This window comes from Flavobacterium sp. 38, from assembly GCF_057799715.1.
Genome location: NZ_JBYNWZ010000008.1, coordinates 28,208 through 47,182 on the forward strand (window position 1 = coordinate 28,208; position 18,975 = coordinate 47,182).

General features: G+C 36.2%; 12 protein-coding genes. 10 read left to right on the forward strand and 2 right to left on the reverse strand.

Going from position 1 to position 18,975, the window contains the following annotated elements:
• Positions 1-173: 173 nt before the first annotated feature.
• From AC3E9W_RS17805 to AC3E9W_RS17835, 7 genes are all read left to right on the forward strand, one after another.
• Positions 174-2,633, forward strand: a complete 2,460-nt coding sequence (locus AC3E9W_RS17805; RefSeq protein ID WP_488769400.1) for a ligase-associated DNA damage response DEXH box helicase — start codon at positions 174-176, stop codon at positions 2,631-2,633.
• 6 nt (positions 2,634-2,639) lie between these two features.
• Positions 2,640-3,281, forward strand: coding sequence for a ligase-associated DNA damage response endonuclease PdeM (pdeM, locus tag AC3E9W_RS17810; protein ID WP_488769402.1), 642 nt, complete (start codon positions 2,640-2,642; stop codon positions 3,279-3,281).
• A 197-nt stretch (positions 3,282-3,478) separates the two neighbouring features.
• Positions 3,479-4,318 (forward strand): STAS domain-containing protein, encoded by an 840-nt coding sequence (locus tag AC3E9W_RS17815; protein WP_488769403.1) that lies wholly within the window; start codon positions 3,479-3,481, stop codon positions 4,316-4,318.
• Between the two features lie 16 nt (positions 4,319-4,334).
• Positions 4,335-4,733 carry an STAS domain-containing protein gene (locus AC3E9W_RS17820; protein ID WP_125723478.1) on the forward strand — a complete coding sequence of 133 codons (399 nt, stop codon included), beginning with the start codon at positions 4,335-4,337 and terminating at the stop codon, positions 4,731-4,733.
• Positions 4,714-5,130, forward strand: coding sequence for an anti-sigma regulatory factor (locus AC3E9W_RS17825; protein ID WP_306156482.1), 417 nt, complete (start codon positions 4,714-4,716; stop codon positions 5,128-5,130). The genes AC3E9W_RS17820 and AC3E9W_RS17825 overlap by 20 nt, the downstream gene beginning before the upstream one ends.
• A complete protein-coding gene (locus AC3E9W_RS17830) occupies positions 5,123-6,136 on the forward strand; it encodes a SpoIIE family protein phosphatase (RefSeq protein ID WP_488769404.1) in 1,014 nt (337 codons plus the stop codon). The genes AC3E9W_RS17825 and AC3E9W_RS17830 overlap by 8 nt, the downstream gene beginning before the upstream one ends.
• Positions 6,137-6,141: 5 nt before the next feature.
• Complete coding sequence (locus tag AC3E9W_RS17835) at positions 6,142-7,761, forward strand: sensor histidine kinase (protein WP_488769405.1); 1,620 nt, start codon at positions 6,142-6,144, stop codon at positions 7,759-7,761.
• Between the two features lie 209 nt (positions 7,762-7,970).
• Here AC3E9W_RS17835 and AC3E9W_RS17840 read toward each other — a convergent pair whose 3' ends face one another.
• Positions 7,971-8,264, reverse strand: a complete 294-nt coding sequence (locus AC3E9W_RS17840) for a winged helix-turn-helix transcriptional regulator (RefSeq protein WP_488769406.1) — start codon at positions 8,262-8,264, stop codon at positions 7,971-7,973.
• A 344-nt stretch (positions 8,265-8,608) separates the two neighbouring features.
• Here AC3E9W_RS17840 and AC3E9W_RS17845 point away from each other — a divergent pair, with 344 nt between their 5' ends.
• On the forward strand, positions 8,609-10,963 hold the full coding sequence (locus tag AC3E9W_RS17845) for a mechanosensitive ion channel family protein (RefSeq protein WP_488769407.1): 2,355 nt from the start codon (positions 8,609-8,611) through the stop codon (positions 10,961-10,963).
• Positions 10,964-11,195: 232 nt separating this feature from the next.
• The gene (locus AC3E9W_RS17850) at positions 11,196-11,753 is read left to right on the forward strand and encodes a phage tail protein (protein WP_488769409.1); all 558 of its coding nucleotides are present in this window, start codon (positions 11,196-11,198) and stop codon (positions 11,751-11,753) included.
• Between the two features lie 18 nt (positions 11,754-11,771).
• Here the strand turns inward: AC3E9W_RS17850 and AC3E9W_RS17855 are convergent, their stop codons facing one another.
• Positions 11,772-12,779: an SAM-dependent methyltransferase gene (locus tag AC3E9W_RS17855; protein ID WP_488769410.1), complete on the reverse strand. Its 1,008-nt coding sequence runs from the start codon at positions 12,777-12,779 to the stop codon at positions 11,772-11,774.
• A 94-nt stretch (positions 12,780-12,873) separates the two neighbouring features.
• Between AC3E9W_RS17855 and AC3E9W_RS17860 the strand changes: the two genes are divergently transcribed.
• Entirely contained in the window at positions 12,874-18,966 is a 6,093-nt protein-coding gene (locus AC3E9W_RS17860; protein ID WP_488769411.1) for an MBG domain-containing protein, read from the forward strand.
• The last annotated feature ends 9 nt before the right edge of the window (positions 18,967-18,975 follow it).

The following is an 18,975-nucleotide window of genomic DNA, read 5'->3' on the forward strand; positions in this document are numbered from 1 at the left end:
AAAAAATAAAATTCTGTAAAGATTGTCGACTTAGATTGTAGAGCTAATTATGTATCCTTCGACTCCGCCCAGGATGACAAAAATGAACAAAAAAACTTTGCGACTCAGCGACTTTGCGAGATTAATAAAACTTCGTGCCTTAGCGCCTTCGTGGCAAAACAAAAAAAATAAAAATGAATAGAGAAGAGTTATTTACGATCGCCAATAATTGGTTTAAAAGTCAGGGATGGAAACCTTTTCCGTTTCAGACTCAAACGTGGACTGCTTTTCTACAAGGAAAAAATGGCTTATTAAATGCCCCGACTGGAAGCGGAAAAACCTATGCGCTTTGGCTTCCGATCATTTTAAATTATATCAAAGAAAATCCGAATTATAAAGCGAAACATAATCCTGGACTAAAAGCCATTTGGATTACACCGCTTCGCTCTTTATCGGTTGAAATCAAACAAGCTGCAGAAAGAGTTCTTAATGATTTGGATATTCCAATGACAGTTGGAATACGAACAGGAGATACTTCTACAGCTGAAAGAGCCAAACAAAAAGGAAAAATGCCAGATTTGCTTATTACTACTCCAGAAAGTCTGCAATTGCTTTTGGCTTCCAAAGGGTATGCTAATACATTTAAAAATTGCACTTCGATTGTTATTGACGAATGGCATGAATTGCTTGGAACAAAACGTGGCGTGCAAATCGAATTGGCGTTATCCAGATTAAAAACCATTGCTAAAAATTTACGAATTTGGGGAATCTCAGCTACGATTAGCAATTTACAACAAGCCCAAGAAGTTTTACTTGGTGTTGATTCTGAAGCTTTCAACAACTCTGTTTTGATCAAAGCAGTGATTAATAAAAAAATAAAAGTAGTTTCTATTATTCCTGAAAAGATGGACACCTATCCGTGGCGCGGGCACATGGGACTGCATTTAATTGATGAAGCGGCAAAAATTATCAAAGCCAGTAAAACCACGTTGATTTTTACGAATGTTCGTTCGGCTTGTGAAATCTGGTATCAGCGTTTATTAGAAAAATATCCTGAATTTGCTGGCGAAATGGCGATGCATCACGGAAGTATCGATAGAGAAACCAGACTTTGGGTAGAAAATGCCATTCGAAATGAAGAATTAAAAGTTGTTGTCTGCACTTCAAGTCTGGATTTGGGAGTTGATTTTGCTCCTGTCGAATCGATTATTCAAGTTGGCGGACCAAAAGGCGTGGCGCGTTTCATGCAGCGTGCCGGACGAAGCGGACATCAACCCGGCAAAGAAAGTGTTATTTATTTTCTAGCAACGCATGCTATCGAACTTATAGAAGCTTCGGCACTAAAAAAAGCGGTAGAAAACAGCGTAATCGAAGATCGTGTTCCGTATTTAAATAGTTGGGATGTTTTGGTGCAATATCTCAATACTTTAGCCGTTTCTGACGGATTTTATCCTAACGAAATTTTCAAAGAAATCAGCGGCACTTTCAGCTATCAGACCATTACATCAGAAAACTGGAATTGGATTCTCAATTTTATTACCCAAGGAAGCCAAAGTCTTCATGCTTATGACGAATTTAAAAAAGTTGAAATCGACGAAAATGGCTGTTATAAAATCAACAGTCGAATGATTGCCATGCATCACAGAATGCAGATCGGAACTATTGTCGGAGATGCTGTTATGAATGTTAAATTTCTGAGTGGTGGTTATATTGGAACAATTGAAGAATGGTTTATTTCGAAATTGAAACCTGGCGACACTTTTATTTTCGCTGGAAAAAAACTCGAATTGTTCAAAATCAGAAATATGCAGGTTTTGGTAAAAAAGGCAAGTCCGAAGAAAGAATCAAAAATTGCGAGTTGGATGGGTGGCCGTTTGGCACTTTCTTCTCAAATGAGCGAATTGCTTCGAAAAGAATTATATCGCGCCAACACAGATAATCTTTCCCCAGAATTAAAAGCTTTACAACCTTTGTTTCAAAGACAGCGAAAAGAATCTATTGTGCCAAGTTCCGACGAATTTCTGATTGAAACTTTCAAAACCCGAGAAGGATTTCATGCCATTTTTTATCCTTTTGAAGGCCGTTTTGTACATGAAGCCTTAGCAAGTTTACTGGCTTTCAGAATTAGTTTATTGCAATCCATAACCTTTTCTTTGGCTTATAACGATTACGGATTTGAATTGCTTTCAGATCAGGAAATAGATATAGAAGCCGTTTTAGACAATAATCTATTTTCAACCGAATATGTTCATCATGATTTGCAGAAAAGCTTAAATTCGACCGAAATGGCGAGAAGAAAGTTTAGAGATATTGCGGTAATTTCGGGATTGGTTTTTACGGGCTTTCCAGGAAAAATGGTCAAAACCAAACACCTGCAAAGTGGTTCTCAATTGTTGTTTGAAGTTTTTAGAGATTTTGAACCCGATAATTTGTTATTGCATCAAGCTTATCGCGAAACATTTGAACATCAATTGGAAGAAGGACGATTAATTTTGGCTTTAGAAAGAATTGCCAATCAGAATATCATTTGGAAGCAATGTTTAAAGCCAACACCTTTTAGTTTCCCAATTATCACAGACCGATTAAGAGAAAAATTGTCGAGCGAAACTCTGGCGGAAAGAATCCAGAAAATGACGGCATCCTACATGAAATAACAGCTTATGAAAATTAAAATACAAGACGAAATATTTATACTTGACGCAAGCGGAGCTGTTTTTTGGGAAGATCAAAATATCTTAATCATTTCTGATGTTCATTTGGGCAAAGTATCTCATTTTAGAAAACACGGAATCGCGATTCCGCAAAATGCTGTTGCAGAAAATTTTAAAAGATTAACTGATGTGATTGAAAATTTTTGTCCTGAAAAAGTCATTTTTCTTGGAGATTTATTTCATAGTGCCAAAAACACAGAATGGAATTTGTTTGAGAACTGGGTTACAAAGTGCAAAAGCCAATTGATTCTTGTTGCTGGAAACCATGATATTATTGATGAAAAACATTATCATCAAATTGGAATTTCTGTTGTACAAATCATTGAAATTGGCAATTTCTTCTTTACACATCATCCGACAGAAAAAGACGATTTATTCAACTTTTCGGGACATATTCATCCCGGAATCATTCTACGCGGATTGGGAATGCAAAGTTTAAAACTGCGTTGTTTCTTTCATAAATTCAACCAGATGATTTTGCCTGCGTTTGGAGAATTTACCGGTAAATATATCTTAAAGCCAGAAACAGATCATATCGTTTATGCTATCGCGGGTAATGAAGTTATTTTAATAAATAGGAAACAAACATGATGTAATCAAGTTACTTTTTTCTAGAACGGAAAAACATTTAAACTAAAATTAGAAATATAATTATGTAAACAACAGATAATAAGCACATTCTAAAAAACAGATTTTTTTTCTTTATTGCTAATTCATTTTAGTAATTCTTTTCTTCTCTTAAAAAATAATTTTTATATTTGATAGAGAAAAATCCAAATTACAGCAAAATGCAAAACAACTTACTAGGCGTGCTAAAAGAGCACGAAAACAAATTATTAACTATATGGTCTCAAATTCTTTTAGAAAGCGGATCTGGTGATGGTGCAATGGAAGAAGAAGAGTCAAAAGAATTTGCTTCGCTATTTTTAAACGCACTAGCTAAGTCGGACGAAAAATACAACTCTCAAGAATTTGAAAAAGTTCAAGATTTGATTGTTGGAATTTCTTCTTCTAGAGGTAAACGCGGATTTTCGCCAAGAGAAAATGCACAGTACTTAATTTCGTTTAAAGAAGCATGTTCACAAATCTTATCTGATTTAATTAGCGACTCCGCAAAATTGTATGATGCCAATCTAAAATTAAATGCAATCATAGACGACATGACGATTATGACTTTCGAAGCTTTTATGAGGGGAAGAGAAGATATCATCTCAAGACAAGTAGATGAAATCAGCGAAATCTCTACTCCTGTAATCACAGTTTGGGACGGTATTGTAGCTCTGCCAATTATCGGAACGCTGGATAGCTCTCGTACCCAAGTGGTAATGGAAAGTCTTTTACAGCAAATTGTAGACACAGGAAGTTCTATTGCGATTTTAGATATTTCTGGTGTTCCTGCCGTAGATTCTTTGGTAGCGCAACACCTTATCAAAACAGTAAGCGCAACACGTTTAATGGGAGCAGAATGCATCATTAGCGGTATTCGTCCAGAAATTGCACAAACAGTTGTCCATTTAGGAATCGACTTAAGCGGAATTACAACTAAAGCATCACTTGCAAGTGCATTACAGACAGCTTTCGACATGCTTCAGCTAGCTGTTGTAAAAAGAAAGAAAATTGTAGAATAAAGATTAAAGGTTTTTTATGGAAAGAATTCCTATACTAAAAATGGGAGATTTTCTGCTTGTTACGATACAGGTAGATTTATACGATCAGCTGGCAGAAAATCTTGAATCAGACTTAATAAATACCATCAGTAAACATAGTTCAAAAGGTGTCTTAATTGACATCTCAGCCGTTTCTATTATAGACTCTTTTATGGGACGAATATTAGGAAACATTGCCGTTATGTCAAAAATACTAGATGCTCAAACTGTTGTAGTTGGAATGCAGCCTGCTGTTGCTATTACATTGGTTGAACTAGGACTTTCTTTAAACGGGGTCTTAAGCGCCCTAAATGTTGAAAGAGGAATGGATTTACTTCGCTCAAGAATGCACACAAGCGATAACGAAGAGCTGGAGTATGACGACGATAACGAATAACAAAGAAGAATCCCTTATCGTAAGAGAACAGGACGTTGTGCCATTGCGCAATCGTGTCAAGGAATATGGCGTAAAGATTGGAATGAGTATTTTAAATCAGACCAAACTCATTACGGCCACTAGCGAACTTGTGCGTAATTTGCTCAAATATGGCGGAGGCGGAAAAGTCATTATCGAATCTGTAAGCAAAGGAAAAGAAAATGGCGTACGAGTTACTTTTATTGATAATGGACCTGGAATAGCAGATATAGAACTGGCAATGAAAGATGGCTACAGTACAGGAAAAAGCTTAGGATTAGGCTTGCCTGGAACAAAAAGACTTGTCAATGAATTTGACATAAAATCAGAACTAGGAAACGGAACAACCGTTACTATAACAAAATGGAAAAATGGATAATACGTTTTCCACTTATAAAATAGATGACAGAAGTCTCATTGCTTTTATAAAAAGAGAAATACACAATCTAGCCCTTCAGTTGGGCTTTACTCCACATAGAGCTGCAGAAACAGATATTATTGTTGCAGAACTTACATCAAATCTAATGAAATTTGCGAATGGCGGTGAACTGCTTTATCGCGCACATTTAAATGGAGAATATAACGAAATCGAAATCTACTGCCTTGACAAAGGCGTAGGTTTTGATAATGTGGCCAAAATTATGAATGATGGCTACTCCTCTACTAACACACTTGGTCATGGCTTGGGTTCTATTAAAAGGCTGAGCAATGAATTTCAAATCTATTCCATCAAAAATTGGGGCTGTGTTCAATATGTCCGAATTTGCGAAAAACCAGAAATTCAATTGCCTCCTTTAAAAAGCAGTCTTAATTTCACTACAATTGCTGTCAATTACCCAGGTGAAAAACTTTGCGGAGATGGGTATTATATAAAACAAAACAGCAAAGGTTTTCAGATATTTGTAGGCGATGGATTAGGTCATGGAGAAAGTGCCAACGAAGCGGTTGAATCTGCAATAAAAGTTTTCAGGCAATCACTCGAAACTAATCCTACAGAAATTCTTAAAGATATTCATTCAAAAGTAAAAAAAACACGAGGATTAGTTGCCACAATTGCAACAGTAGATTACAAATCAGAGCTTTGGAATATTTGTGGTATTGGCAATATCAATACCCGAATTTATAACGGACTAGAGAATAAAACTTATACTCCGTATAATGGAATTATCGGTCACAATATTCCGCGAACTTTGAACAATACTATTGTGCCTTATAAAAAGCATCAGATTATAATAATGCACAGTGACGGACTACGCACGCGATGGAATTTAAATGATTTAAATGGCGTTTTTAAACAAAGTCCCGGCATTATCGCATCGGCTATTTATAAAGAAAATATTAGAGGTACAGATGATGCAACAATTCTTGTAGGCAAAATAAATTAAGGCGTATGAAGGAGATTATTCAAATAAATCTTGATAACGAAATGGACTTGATACTGGCTCATAAACGATGCATGAAAATTGCGGAAATGTGTGGTATGCCATCTTCATTTCAGACAAGATTTTCTACTGCTGTATCTGAAGTGGCAAGATGCGCTATTGCAAAAGGCAAAAATTCGCTGCTTGTTTTGGGAGTTAATATTATAAAAGCTACCCAGAAAGAAATTATTGCGATAATTACAGATACAGAAGATTTAAAAAGCTCCAGCCCAGAAGCATTCATTTACGCCTCAAAAATCTCTGGTAACATTGATTATAATTATTCTAATAATCAATCTACTACAACAATCAGCCAACCCATTTCATCGCCAGGCCTTCTATCAGAAACTAAGATAAAAACGCTGATTGACTATTTCAAATTTGAGCCGCCTTTGTCTCCTTATGACGAAATAAGAAAGAAAAACATTGAGCTTATTGCGCTTTCAGAAAAATTGGCTGAAAGTGAAAACAAATACAAACAGTTAGCCAATACTATTCCGATTTTAATCTGTGTTATTAATGATCGAAATAATGTTTTATTGGTAAATGAATCTCTAGAAAATTATTTAGAAAGACCATTATTAGTTTTTGACCGCAAAACTCTAATCAGTTTTATTCACCCAGAAGATATTGACGCGATTTTAGAAGGCTGGAACCGAGCTAAACAAAACAGATCTAATTTTTTGGGCGAAACCCGAATAAAAAATGGAGAAAGCTATATTTGGCATTTGGTTTCGATTATACCAAACAATGCCGAAGATGGTAGTTTTAATAGCTGGCTGGTTTATTTTGTAGATATCAACGCTCAGAAAATGATGGTTGAGACATTAAGAGACAATACAGAATTAAAGCTTATTCAGGGCGAATTGGAAAGTGCTAACTCAAAACTTCGCTTCAAAAACAAAGAACTGGAGCAGTTTGCCTATATTGCCAGTCATGATTTACAAGAGCCACTTAGAAAAATCATGATTATGCTTTCTCGTGCCGGAGAGCATTTAAGCGAAGACCAGAAGAAAAAATATTATTTTGACCGAATTACACTGGCGGCTGGAAGGCTTTCAAACTTAATTGCCGACGTTTTAAATTATTCGAGAATCGATAATCATGAACAATACTTTGAAGAAGTCGATCTTAACCAGGTTCTTATTGAAGTTTTAGGGGATTTAAGTCTTGTGATCGAAGAAAAAGACGCTGTAATTAATGTAAATCCGCTTCCTAAAGTTTCGGGTCTTGGCACTCAGCTTCGTCAATTATTTTATAATTTAATTAATAATGCCTTAAAATTTAATGCTGACCAACCTTCTGTAACTGTTTTCCATGAAAATCTTCCTAACGATGAAAATAGACCCGTAGGAGCTGAAAATTATGATATAATCGCCATTTCTGATAACGGAATTGGTATGGATAGTAAATATTCGAATAGAATTTTCGATATGTTCCAGCGTCTTCACGAACGCGATCAGTATGGCGGAAATGGTATTGGATTGGCTCTATGCCGAAGAATTATTGAAAACCATAACGGAATAATCAATTTCAGCAGTAAACCTGGAGAAGGCACTACTTTTTGGATTTATTTTCCGAAAAAATAATCACCAAAGAATCCGAAGGATTCAAATATCTATAGAATTATATGCTGTATGGTGAGTATGACTCCTTCGGAGTCACATAACCGCGGCGAGGAATTAAGCGCTATAAACATTTGAATCCTTCGGATTCTTATGAGCGGAATGCAAAAAATATGCTTATAAATTTATAACTTTTGAATAAACCAAATGGATTATTTTTTACTTTTTGAAGATTAAGAAAAACTCTCCAATTGCTGAAAAACAGGTATTAGCGCTTTTCCTTTTTCTGTCAAATTGTATTCGATATGCAAAGGTTTAAGATTAATTGTTGTTTTTTCTAAAAGCCCTTCCTCTTCTAACTCTTTTAAAGCCGTAGACAAGGATTGTTTGTTTGAACCCTGAATTTGTCTCAGTAAACCATTAAATCTTAAAGGAGATTCTACAGCGAGACGAAAAATCTCAGCCTTCCATTTACCAGATAAAATCTTTAATAATCTTTGTGCTGGGCAAGTTTCCTTTTCTTCCATAATTATTGCGGGTAGTCAAAAAAAATTGACCTATTGTTTTCGAAAGTTTTTTGATTAAAATTTGTTCTAATTCTAAAGTAAAAATATAAAATGAAAGGAAAGAAACCAAGCGAAATAAGTACCGAAGACCTTTTAAAAACACAGAAAACAATTCAATCTGCCATTAAGATCTTAATTCTAATCGCTATCTTCTTATTTATCATTATTGTATTCGCAATTCTTTAGAAATTTAACGTAAAAACCAAGAAATAAAATCGAGTGGATTTCATTTAAATTTAATTTTTCTTAACTGAAAGTCTTTCAAAAAAAATTACATTTGGCTTCCCTAAATAAGCCCTTACATTATGATTATTCAAAAAAAGACTTTTTATCTATTCCCTCTATTCCTATTTCTTTTTTTCTCGCAGTTTAACTACGCCCAACAGCAGAAAACAGTCAAAAAAGAAAGCCGAGGAAAACTATTTAATGATACTACAGCCACAGACAGTGACTACTTAATGGCTATTGAAAAAGCTGGAGAAGTATTAGAATCTGCTTATAACGATATTGATTTTGCCGGCGACACTCGTCATCTTTTTGGTGAAATGAAACGAACGGAAAGCAAACTAGACTTGATTTTAGCCAGTTTAAAAGGAGCAAATCCGAATGTGCGAAACCAGCAGATGTATCGTATCGTGCTACAAGAAATCGAGCAAGAACTGGAAGAACAAAACAAATCAATCGATGCGCGAAATCTGAATCTTGAAAGCATAAAAAAACGCGTAATCGATCTTCGTAAAGACAAAACGTTGATTACGCTATTAAAAGATACGATTCGTCGCAAACAGTTTAAGAAAGAATTCGGAGATCTTAGAAAGAGATATGTGGCGACTGATAGTCTGATGACCAAAAACCAGACTACCTTAAACAATAAAAAAAGACTTACTGTACAGCGAAAAATTTCGGTTTCTAATGCTTTGGTTGCCGTTGAAAGTAAATTGGAAAAATCTGGAATTAGTATTTTCAACAAAGAATATCCTTCTTTATGGCAGATTAATGATTCTGTCTCAAAGAAAAAAGTGACGCATAATATAAAGGCAAAAATCATAATTGAAGAAAATGTTGCTGCTTATTACCTGAGTTACAAAGCTGGCGGACTTATCACCCTTTGTTTCTTTATGGGACTTTTGTTTTGGTATATTTCTCGAAATATCAAGTATCTTAAAACAAACGGTTATGCCGAAAACCTTCAGCTTTTAAACTTTAAATATCTAAATCGAGGGGTTTTAATGCCTGTTTTGACTATTGCATTAAACATTGCTGTCGTTACCAATTTGTACGCTCCTGCCCTATTTTTAGAGTTAATTCAGCTATTCCTGCTTGGCGTTTTAATTGTACTTTTCAAAAATCAGTGGTCTGGCGTTGCTATGAGAAACTGGCTTTTCCTTCTAGGATTATTCTTTGCACTTTGCTTTCTAGATTTATTTATCACAATCGGATTATTGCAGCGCTTGGCTTTTGTAGCTATCAATCTTTTTGGCATTCGCTACGGATTAGTGCAGATTAAAACACTTAAAGAAGAACTTTATATAAAAGGCTTTTTTAAATGGGCAAGTATCCTATTTATTGGCTTGAATGTTTTGTCTATTCTTTATAATTTATTCGGAAGAGTTTCTCTTTCTAATATGTTAAGCCTTACAGCTTTTATATCACTTACTCAAATTGTTGCTTTAAGTGTTCTTTTAAAGATCATTTTAGAGATTATTTTACTTCAAATCTACACCACTAGAGTAAAAAGAGGAATTGAAAAAATGTTTGATTACGAAAGTTTATCAGACACCTTAAAGAAGCCTTTCATCATTGCAATCAGTTATATGTGGGTAATTGTGATTGCTTCAAATTTGAATATTTGGGAATCGCTTCGTGGCTCTTTAACAAAATTATTAAGTCATCCAAATACTATTGGAAGCATTACATTTACTTTGGGTAATGTTGTTTTATTCTTTATTATTATTTGGGCTGCGCATTTACTGCAAAAATATGTGGCCTATTTCTTTGGCGAAATCGACGATGAAAACGAAGAAAACATCAACAAAAGACAGCATTCGAAATTGCTTATTACCCGATTGGTCGTTTTAATAAGCGGTTATCTGCTAGCTGTTGCGGCATCTGGAATGCCTTTAGACAAACTGAGTATTCTTTTAGGGGCTTTAGGTGTCGGTGTCGGACTTGGACTTCAGAATGTGGTAAACAATTTTGTATCGGGAATTATCTTGATTTTCGACAAGCCAATTCAGGTCGGTGATGTCGTAGAAATTAGTTCAGAATCGGGACGAATCAAGTCGATGGGACTCCGTACAACCAAAATTAATGCTCCAAATGGTGCCGAGATTATTATTCCAAACGGTAATTTATTATCGCAAAATATTACAAACTGGACCTATACAGACAACTTCAAATTGGTAGAAGTTACTTTTGAAATTACTGGAGAAACTATTCCAGAAGAAATTAATACAATCGTTAATGAAACGCTTGCCAATCTTCCGTTAGTGAACAATTCAAAACCATCACAAATATACTACAGCTCAATTTCTGATGGAAAATATAAACTTTTAATCAAGTTCTGGTGTAGTATTTACAGGACAGAAGAAACGATAAGTTCAGCCAGACAAGAACTCTATATCAGTTTCAAAAACAAAGGTTTAACTTTCTCAAGCTAAAAATTTAAAAAAGGCGGTAATTAAATTTACCGTCTTTTTTTTGCTCTCAATAATTTTTTTTCTTAGTTAAACGGTTAGATTATTTTCTTACTTTTAAAGTAATATGTTAAATAATAGCACTTTAGTTAAAAACAGGTAAAAACCCCCGTACCCAAAATTTAGTTATAAAGTAATTTAGCAGTGTAGTAAAATACTACGAGAACTAACATTAACTATTAAATATTAAAAAATTATGGAAGAATTGATTGGTGTAATTAAAATTTTTGCAGGAAATTTTGCTCCTAGAGGCTACATGTTTTGTCAAGGACAGCTATTGTCTATTGCACAAAACCAAACTTTGTTTTCAATTTTAGGCACTACTTATGGGGGAAATGGAACAACAAACTTTGCTCTACCAAATTTACAAGGTGTTGTACCTATTGGACAAGGAAACAGCAGATCTGGTCAAAATTATGCTTTAGGTCAAACAGCTGGAACAGAAACTACTACAATTCTGACAAGTAATATGCCGCCACACGTGCATACTGGACCTGGAAAAATTTCTGTGAGCAGCGCAAATTCAACTGATTCTACGCCTGTGGCTGATGCTTCAATTGCTGTTCCAGGTTCTTTCGTATCAAGAGTATTTACACCAAGTTTAGGTTTTGCAACGTCAACACCAAGTGTGAATTTAAACAGCAATATTACCACCGCTGCTACTGGTCAAGGTCTTCCTATAAATAATATGCAACCTTACCTAGCCATAAATTATATTATCTGTGTTGAAGGTATATATCCATCAAGAAATTAATACCAAATTGTAATAGCATCATTGCAATTGATAGGACCATTTTGGTATTTCGCCAAAATCATATATTAATTTGATCTCTGAATAATCTCTAATGCCATACATAGACATAAGACAATATGGATTTGTAATATAAGACTCAGCAGTTTTTAATTCCACATCATCAAATATTGTAAGCTCGGTAAAAAGACACACATCAGGATAATTTTCAAAAGTAGCTGGCAGAGTATAAAAAGCACTTTCTATTTTTGAATTATGATTTTCTCTGCCAAAATGTTCTTTGTTTATTGTAAATAATCTATCTACAAATACCTTATAAGGATAGGGCTGCAATTCTTTGTAGCCCTTTACTTCGTTTATTGTCTTCCTAAAATAAGGCTCATAATCAAAAAATGTATAGGCTAAATCTATTCTAATTTCTTGAGGAATAAATATAGCATTAGAAGATAACTGTTTTATTATATTTCTGCTAATGGCAATTTGAGGTTCACGTGTTAAAGCACAATCCATCGTTTCTGAAATCGTCAAATCTACAATAAAATCTTCAGGAATTGCATAAGTGATTGCATTAGATTCTATCAGTTGAAGATCATATTCTTCAAGATCAATTAAAGTAATAAAATTTTGAACGGATTCTAAAGAGGAAGCATTTATATCAATTAAAATAGCACTAATTCTTCCTTTATCGAACAATGGCAATAAAGGGAGAATTAATGTTGCAAAAGGTCCACAGCCTGCATAGAGTATATTAATATTCTTTTCTGTCGAATCTGTTAAAAGTTTTGTTATGGCTTTATAAATTCCTTTTATAAAAGAAACTGTTCTAAGATAATCATCAACACAGTCAGCTGCACCTGAACTCGATAAAGCAATTCCTCCACTTACCAATGTTTCATTGGTATCTGAATGACTATGCTTTATTAGTTTTTTATAAAAAAAAGAAAGCTGCTGAGCAGCTTCTAACTGCTCTCCTAAAGTATTTGATGCTATGATAGATTTAACAATAATCGTAAGTTCTTGTTTAGACATATTAAAAAACTTTGGAATTTTTTTTAAAAGTCCGAAATATAAGTCAAAAAGATATTACTGCAATACTAAATAGATAATTAAATATCAGAAAATTATGAAGAAACTTTACCTACTAATACCTCTGCTTCTTTTTGCTATACAGCATACAATTGCGCAGGCTTATACCGAAAACTTTGACAGTGCACCTAATGATATGTCAACATTTACATCAAATGGAAAAACTTTTAATCTAACTTCTAATTTTGGCTTTAAGACAGCACAATTAGGCGGTCTAGGTTATGGCGCAACTTCAGGCTTTATTCAAGTCGCTGATCCGCAAGGCCAGGTTGTTCTTGGACAAGCTGGCACTATTACTTCCGCATCTGGTACTTTTAAAATAAAAAATCTTTGGCTTTATGCAACTGGAGTTGCTGAAATACTTCCAAATAAAACCTTTGATGGGCTACCAGGGAGTATAACTTTTAGAGGAAAACTTGCTGGATCAACCGTATTCACAGTAGTAAAAACTACTACTGGTCTTGATATAGGCTACAGTTTGCCTGGAAACGGATTTACATTCGTAGATTTTGCCACTTTAGGTGGTTCTAATAATACAAATCAAATTATAGATCAACTAGAAATCCAATTGAGTAGCAATTACGATTATTTTGCTATTGATAATTTTACATTTGAAAATGGAGTTACTGTTCCTAGCGTAACCACCACTCCGGCAACAGATATAGGAGCAAAAACAGCCACATTAGGAGGAACAAATAATGATGGTGGTGCAGTGATAGAAGCTAGAGGAATTGTATGGTCCACGACAGCAAACCCAGTACTAAATGGTGCAGGTGTTACAAATGTAACGACGAGCAATGAGACTGGTGTTTTCACTGTAAACGCTACTTCACTGCTTCCTGGAACCGTTATACATTATAGAGCATATGCAAGAAATTCGGTCGGAACAGCTTACGGAAGTGATGCAACATTTACAACTAATGCTGCCCTATCTGCCACACAATCGCAAACAATTGCTTGTAATGGTATTAATAATGGTACCGCTACCGTTGTGCCTTCAGGAGGAAAATCACCATATTTCTATTCATGGTCTCCATCAGGAGGAACTGGAGCAACTGCAACTAACTTATCCCCAACTAATTATTCTGTTACAATAACAGATAATGAAGGAACTTCAATACAAAGAAACTTTGTAATAAGTCAAAACCCCGCTATAATAACATTGGTTCAAATTACTGATGTAAGTTGCAACGGCGGAAATAATGGAGCTATAGATATATCACCATCAGGCGGTAGCGGATCTTACACCTATAACTGGGGAGGCGGAATAACAACACAAGATAGAGCAAATCTTACTGCAGGAACTTATTCTGTTACCATTACCGACACTAACTCTTGTAATTCCACTATAAACAATATTGTCGTTGGTCAACCTGCAGCAGCACTTAACGGAATAGCACTAATTACAAATGTACTTTGTAATGGCGAAAGTACAGGAGCAATTAATCTTACTCCAACTGGAGGAACAGGCCCCTATACTTATCTGTGGAATGACAATATAACTACAACTCAAAATAGAACAGGACTTCCAGTAGGTACATATTCTGTAACTATTACGGATTCAAAAACTTGCACAAAAACCATTACTGACCTAACTATAACTCAGCCTTCTCTAATTGAAGGGACAGCAGCTATAACTAGTGTTGCGTGTAATGGCGGAAATACAGGTGCTATAAACCTTGTTCCGAGTGGAGGAACAAGCCCTTATACTTTTCTATGGAATGACGGAGTAACTACAGAAGATAGAATGGGGCTTATTGCAGGTACCTATACTGTAACAATAACCGACAATAGATTATGTACAAAAGAATTTAGTTATACAATTACTCAACCTAGCGCACCTTTAAGCGCATTGACAGGAGGTGGCAAAACAGATGTGTCTTGCAATGGCGGTGCTAATGGTACTGCAACCGTTGCGCCTACTGGAGGAACTCCAGGCTATACATATACGTGGAATACAAATCCTGTTCAGACAACTGCTACTGCAGTAGGTCTTACACAAGGTACTTATACCGTAACAGTTACCGATGCCAATAACTGCCAAACAACTAGAAGCTTTACCATTAACCAGCCAACTGCACCTTTAAGCGCAGCCACTGGCGGAGGCCAAACAGATGTATCCTGCTATGGAGGCATGAATGGTACTGCAACGGTTTTTGCAACTGGAGGAACTCAAAATTATACCTATTCATGGAATACAACTCCTGTTCAGACAACTGCTACAGCAACCGGACTTGCTGCAGGCAATTATATTGCGACAGTAACCGACGCTAATGGATGCCAAGCAACTAGAAGCTTTACCATTAACCAGCCAACTACAGCTTTAAACATAGCTACTGGAGGGGGCAAAACGGATGTATCATGCTATGGAGTTGCAAATGGTACTGCAACAGTAGTTCCAACTGGAGGAACTGGAGCTTATACGTATTCATGGGATACAACTCCTGTTCAGACAACGGCTACTGCAACGGGATTAGCTGCGGGAACTTATACTGTAACGGTAATGGATGCTAACAGCTGCACAACAACTAGGAGCTTTACCATCATGCAGCCGACCGCGCCTTTAAGCACAATTGAAGGAACTAAACAAAATACAAGTTGCAATAGAGGTGCTAATGGTGTTGCGCAAGTTATAGCAAGTGGAGGAACGAAAAATTATACGTATTCTTGGAATACAACTCCTGTTCAAACAACTCCCACGGCAACTGGACTTACTGCAGGCACTTATACTGTAACCGTAACCGATGCTAATGGATGTCAAACAACCCGAGACTTTACTATAACAGAACCACCTGCCCTTGTTGCAAGTATAGGTGCTCAATCTGATGTGTCTTGCAATGGCGGAACAAATGGTTATGCAACAGTAAATGTCGTAGGAGGAACTGGAGCTGGAACTTATACGTATTCATGGGCTCCATCTGGAGGAACTGCTGCTACAGCTTCTGGTCTCGCCCCAGGTACTTATACTGTAACCGTAACTGATGGTAATTCATGTCAAACTACACAAAGTTTTACTATATTACAGCCACCTATTTTATCAGCTACAAAATCACATACAGATGTACTATGCAATGGCGGTGCTACAGGAACAGCGACAGTTACTGCATCAGGAGGAAATGGCTCATATACCTATTCTTGGGCTCCATCTGGAGGAACAGCTGCTACAGCTACAGGACTTACACAGGGGATTTACACCTGTAGAATTACCGATGGAAAAGGATGTTTTCTCACTGAGTCTTTTACAATTAATCAGCCTTCTGTATTAACAGCTGCTACTTCTCAAATAAATGCTACTTGTACTATCGGAGGACAAGCAGGAGTTACACCAGCTGGAGGCGCTGGAGGTTATACTTATTTATGGACTCCAGGAAATGAAACAACCCAAACTATTAGCAATTTGGCTGCAGGAAATTATAGCTGTCTTATTACAGATGCTAATGGATGTACTATTACTAAAAACTTTACAATAGGTACAACCAATACTTTAGTCGCAACTACTTCACAAACTGATTTAGATTGTAATGGTATAAATACAGGATCTGCTTCAGTAGTTCCATCTGGTGCAGTTGGGCCTTTTACCTATGTATGGTCTCCTTCTGGAGGAAATTCAGATACAGCTACTAATCTAGCTGCTGGAAATTACTCTGTAACGATTACTTCTGGTAACGGATGCAGTATTGTAAAAAACTTTACAATCAATGCGCCACCAGCAATTGTAATTACCAAAAATTCGCAAACAGATGTTAGTTGTAATGGAGGTTCTAACGGCTCTATAGGCGTTACTGTCGCTGGAGGAACTGGAGCTTATACGTATTCTTGGGCACCTTCTGGAGGAACTGCTGCAACTGCAAATGGTCTTCAAGCTGGAACTTATACTTTAACTGTTACAGATGCTAATTCATGCATTCAAACACAAACTTTTACGATCACAGAACCTGATGCACTTAACACAACAACATCTAAAACTGATGTTTCTTGCAACGGAGGCACTAACGGATCTGCAACAGTTAATGTTACAGGAGGAACTGGCGCTTATACCTATTCTTGGGCACCTTCTGGAGGAACTTCTGCAACTGCAACCGGACTTTCTGCTGGAACATATACAGTTACGGTAAAAGATGCCAATTTATGCCAAACAACAGCGACTGTAGTTATAGAAGAGCTACCTTTACTTACTGCAACAATAGCTAAAACAGATGTTTTATGTAATCAAGCAAATAACGGAACAGCTACAGTAACTCCTGCTGGAGGAACTGGAACGTATACCTATTCTTGGTCACCATCTGGAGGAACTGCCGCAACAGCAACAGGATTAAGTCCAAACACTTACACTGTTACAGTTACCGATTCAAACGGATGCTTCACAACAGCAACTGTTTCAATTACAGAGCCTACTCAGCTTTCAGCAACAGATTCACAAACGAATGTGTCTTGTAAAGATGGCAATGATGGTACTGCTTCAGTAGTAGCTATTGGAGGAACAGGCGATTACAGCTATTTATGGGCACCATCAGGAGGTACAGCTGCAACGGCAACTGGTCTTTCTGCTGGAACGTACACCGTAACTGTTACAGACGAAAACTCTTGTTCTGTGGTAAATACTATCACCATTACGGAACCAGACGTGTTATCTTTAACAGCAACTCCTACAGAAGTTTCATGCTATAATGGAAATAACGGATCAGCTACTGTTAGTGTAACTGGTGGTACAGCTCCTTATTCTTACTCTTGGTCACCATCTGGAGGAAATGCAGCAACCGCAAATGGCCTAGTTGCTGGAAGTTATACCGTAACTGTTACAGATGCTAACTCTTGTTCAGCTTCTGCAACTGTCGAAATCATTCAGCCTGCTAATCCTGTAACACTAAATACTTTAGCAGTATCTGAAGTCGGAGTTACTAGTGTTTCTTTATCTGGTACAGCGTCTTCAAACGGAATAAATACAGATAAAGGAGAATGTTTAACAGAAATTGGTTTTGTATACGCATTACACTCAAATCCTATTACAGCCGATACTAAAATAAATGTTAGCGCTTCTTTAGGAACATTTACAAATACACTATCTGGACTTAGAGGAAATAGAACGTATTATGTTAGAACCTATGCAATAAACAGCAATGGAGTAATTAATTATGGAAATGAAGTTAGTTTTACTACACAAAAATATACGCTTACTATAACTGCAGCTGCAGGACATACTAAAGTATATGGTACCACTGATCCAATATTCAACTATACACCGCTAGGTTTCGCTAACGGAGACACAAGTGCTATCATTACAGGTCTACTTTCTAGAGATGCTGGCGAAAATGTTGGAAAATACAATATTAAACTAGGAACAATCAATGCTGGTGCAGATTATACCATTGTCTTTACTGGCGCAGAGTTTGAAATTACTAAAGCTAACCAAATAATTACCTGGAACCAGACTTTAGAATTTGGTTGTTCCGATTCTAATACGGTAGCTTTAACAGCAACAACAGACAGCGGTTTACCAGTTTCATATACTATTGCAAATGCTTCATTGGGAACTATTTCAGGTTCAACTTTAAACATTTCTGGATCTGGAAGCTCAACGATTACAGCTGTACAAAATGGTGATCAAAATCATAACGCTGCTACTGCCGTTGTGAAACCAATTGAAGTGAGCCAATCAGGACTTGTTATACAGCAATGGGCTAATGTTCTATTCTTTGATAATAAATCGAACAATTATGTGGCTTGGCAATGGTACAAAAACGGAGTGGCTGTTTCTGGTGCAACCCGCCAATATTATAGCGAAATTCTACCTTTAAATGGCACTTATTATGTAGTTGCAAAAGATAAAAATGGAAACTCAATCAAATCTTGTCCAATTGAGACTAGCGGAACGATTTTCACTAAAAAAATCAAAATCTATCCAAACCCAGTTAAACCAGGAGCTGAATTTACTTTAGAATGTGATTTTAGCGAATCTCAACTAAACGGATCTGAAGTGGTAATTTATGATATTACTGGAAAATTAGTTCAGACTATTTCTAACGTAAAAAATCAAAATAAGATTATCGCTCCATCGCAGATTGCCTTATATGTTGTCGTTCTTAAACTGGCCGATGGTCAGCTAAAAACAATCAACTTATTGGTTAAATAAAAATGAGAT

Excerpts from the sequence above, each read along its gene's own strand:
- AC3E9W_RS17805 (WP_488769400.1), top strand. The coding sequence starts at position 174 with ATGAATAGAGAAGAGTTATTTACGATCGCCAATAATTGGTTTAAAAGT.
- pdeM (WP_488769402.1), top strand. The coding sequence starts at position 2,640 with ATGAAAATTAAAATACAAGACGAAATATTTATACTTGACGCAAGCGGA.
- AC3E9W_RS17815 (WP_488769403.1), top strand. The coding sequence starts at position 3,479 with ATGCAAAACAACTTACTAGGCGTGCTAAAAGAGCACGAAAACAAATTA.
- AC3E9W_RS17820 (WP_125723478.1), top strand. The coding sequence starts at position 4,335 with ATGGAAAGAATTCCTATACTAAAAATGGGAGATTTTCTGCTTGTTACG.
- AC3E9W_RS17825 (WP_306156482.1), top strand. The coding sequence starts at position 4,714 with ATGACGACGATAACGAATAACAAAGAAGAATCCCTTATCGTAAGAGAA.
- AC3E9W_RS17830 (WP_488769404.1), top strand. The coding sequence starts at position 5,123 with ATGGATAATACGTTTTCCACTTATAAAATAGATGACAGAAGTCTCATT.
- AC3E9W_RS17835 (WP_488769405.1), top strand. The coding sequence starts at position 6,142 with ATGAAGGAGATTATTCAAATAAATCTTGATAACGAAATGGACTTGATA.
- AC3E9W_RS17840 (WP_488769406.1), bottom strand. The coding sequence starts at position 8,264 with ATGGAAGAAAAGGAAACTTGCCCAGCACAAAGATTATTAAAGATTTTA.
- AC3E9W_RS17845 (WP_488769407.1), top strand. The coding sequence starts at position 8,609 with ATGATTATTCAAAAAAAGACTTTTTATCTATTCCCTCTATTCCTATTT.
- AC3E9W_RS17850 (WP_488769409.1), top strand. The coding sequence starts at position 11,196 with ATGGAAGAATTGATTGGTGTAATTAAAATTTTTGCAGGAAATTTTGCT.
- AC3E9W_RS17855 (WP_488769410.1), bottom strand. The coding sequence starts at position 12,779 with ATGTCTAAACAAGAACTTACGATTATTGTTAAATCTATCATAGCATCA.
- AC3E9W_RS17860 (WP_488769411.1), top strand. The coding sequence starts at position 12,874 with ATGAAGAAACTTTACCTACTAATACCTCTGCTTCTTTTTGCTATACAG.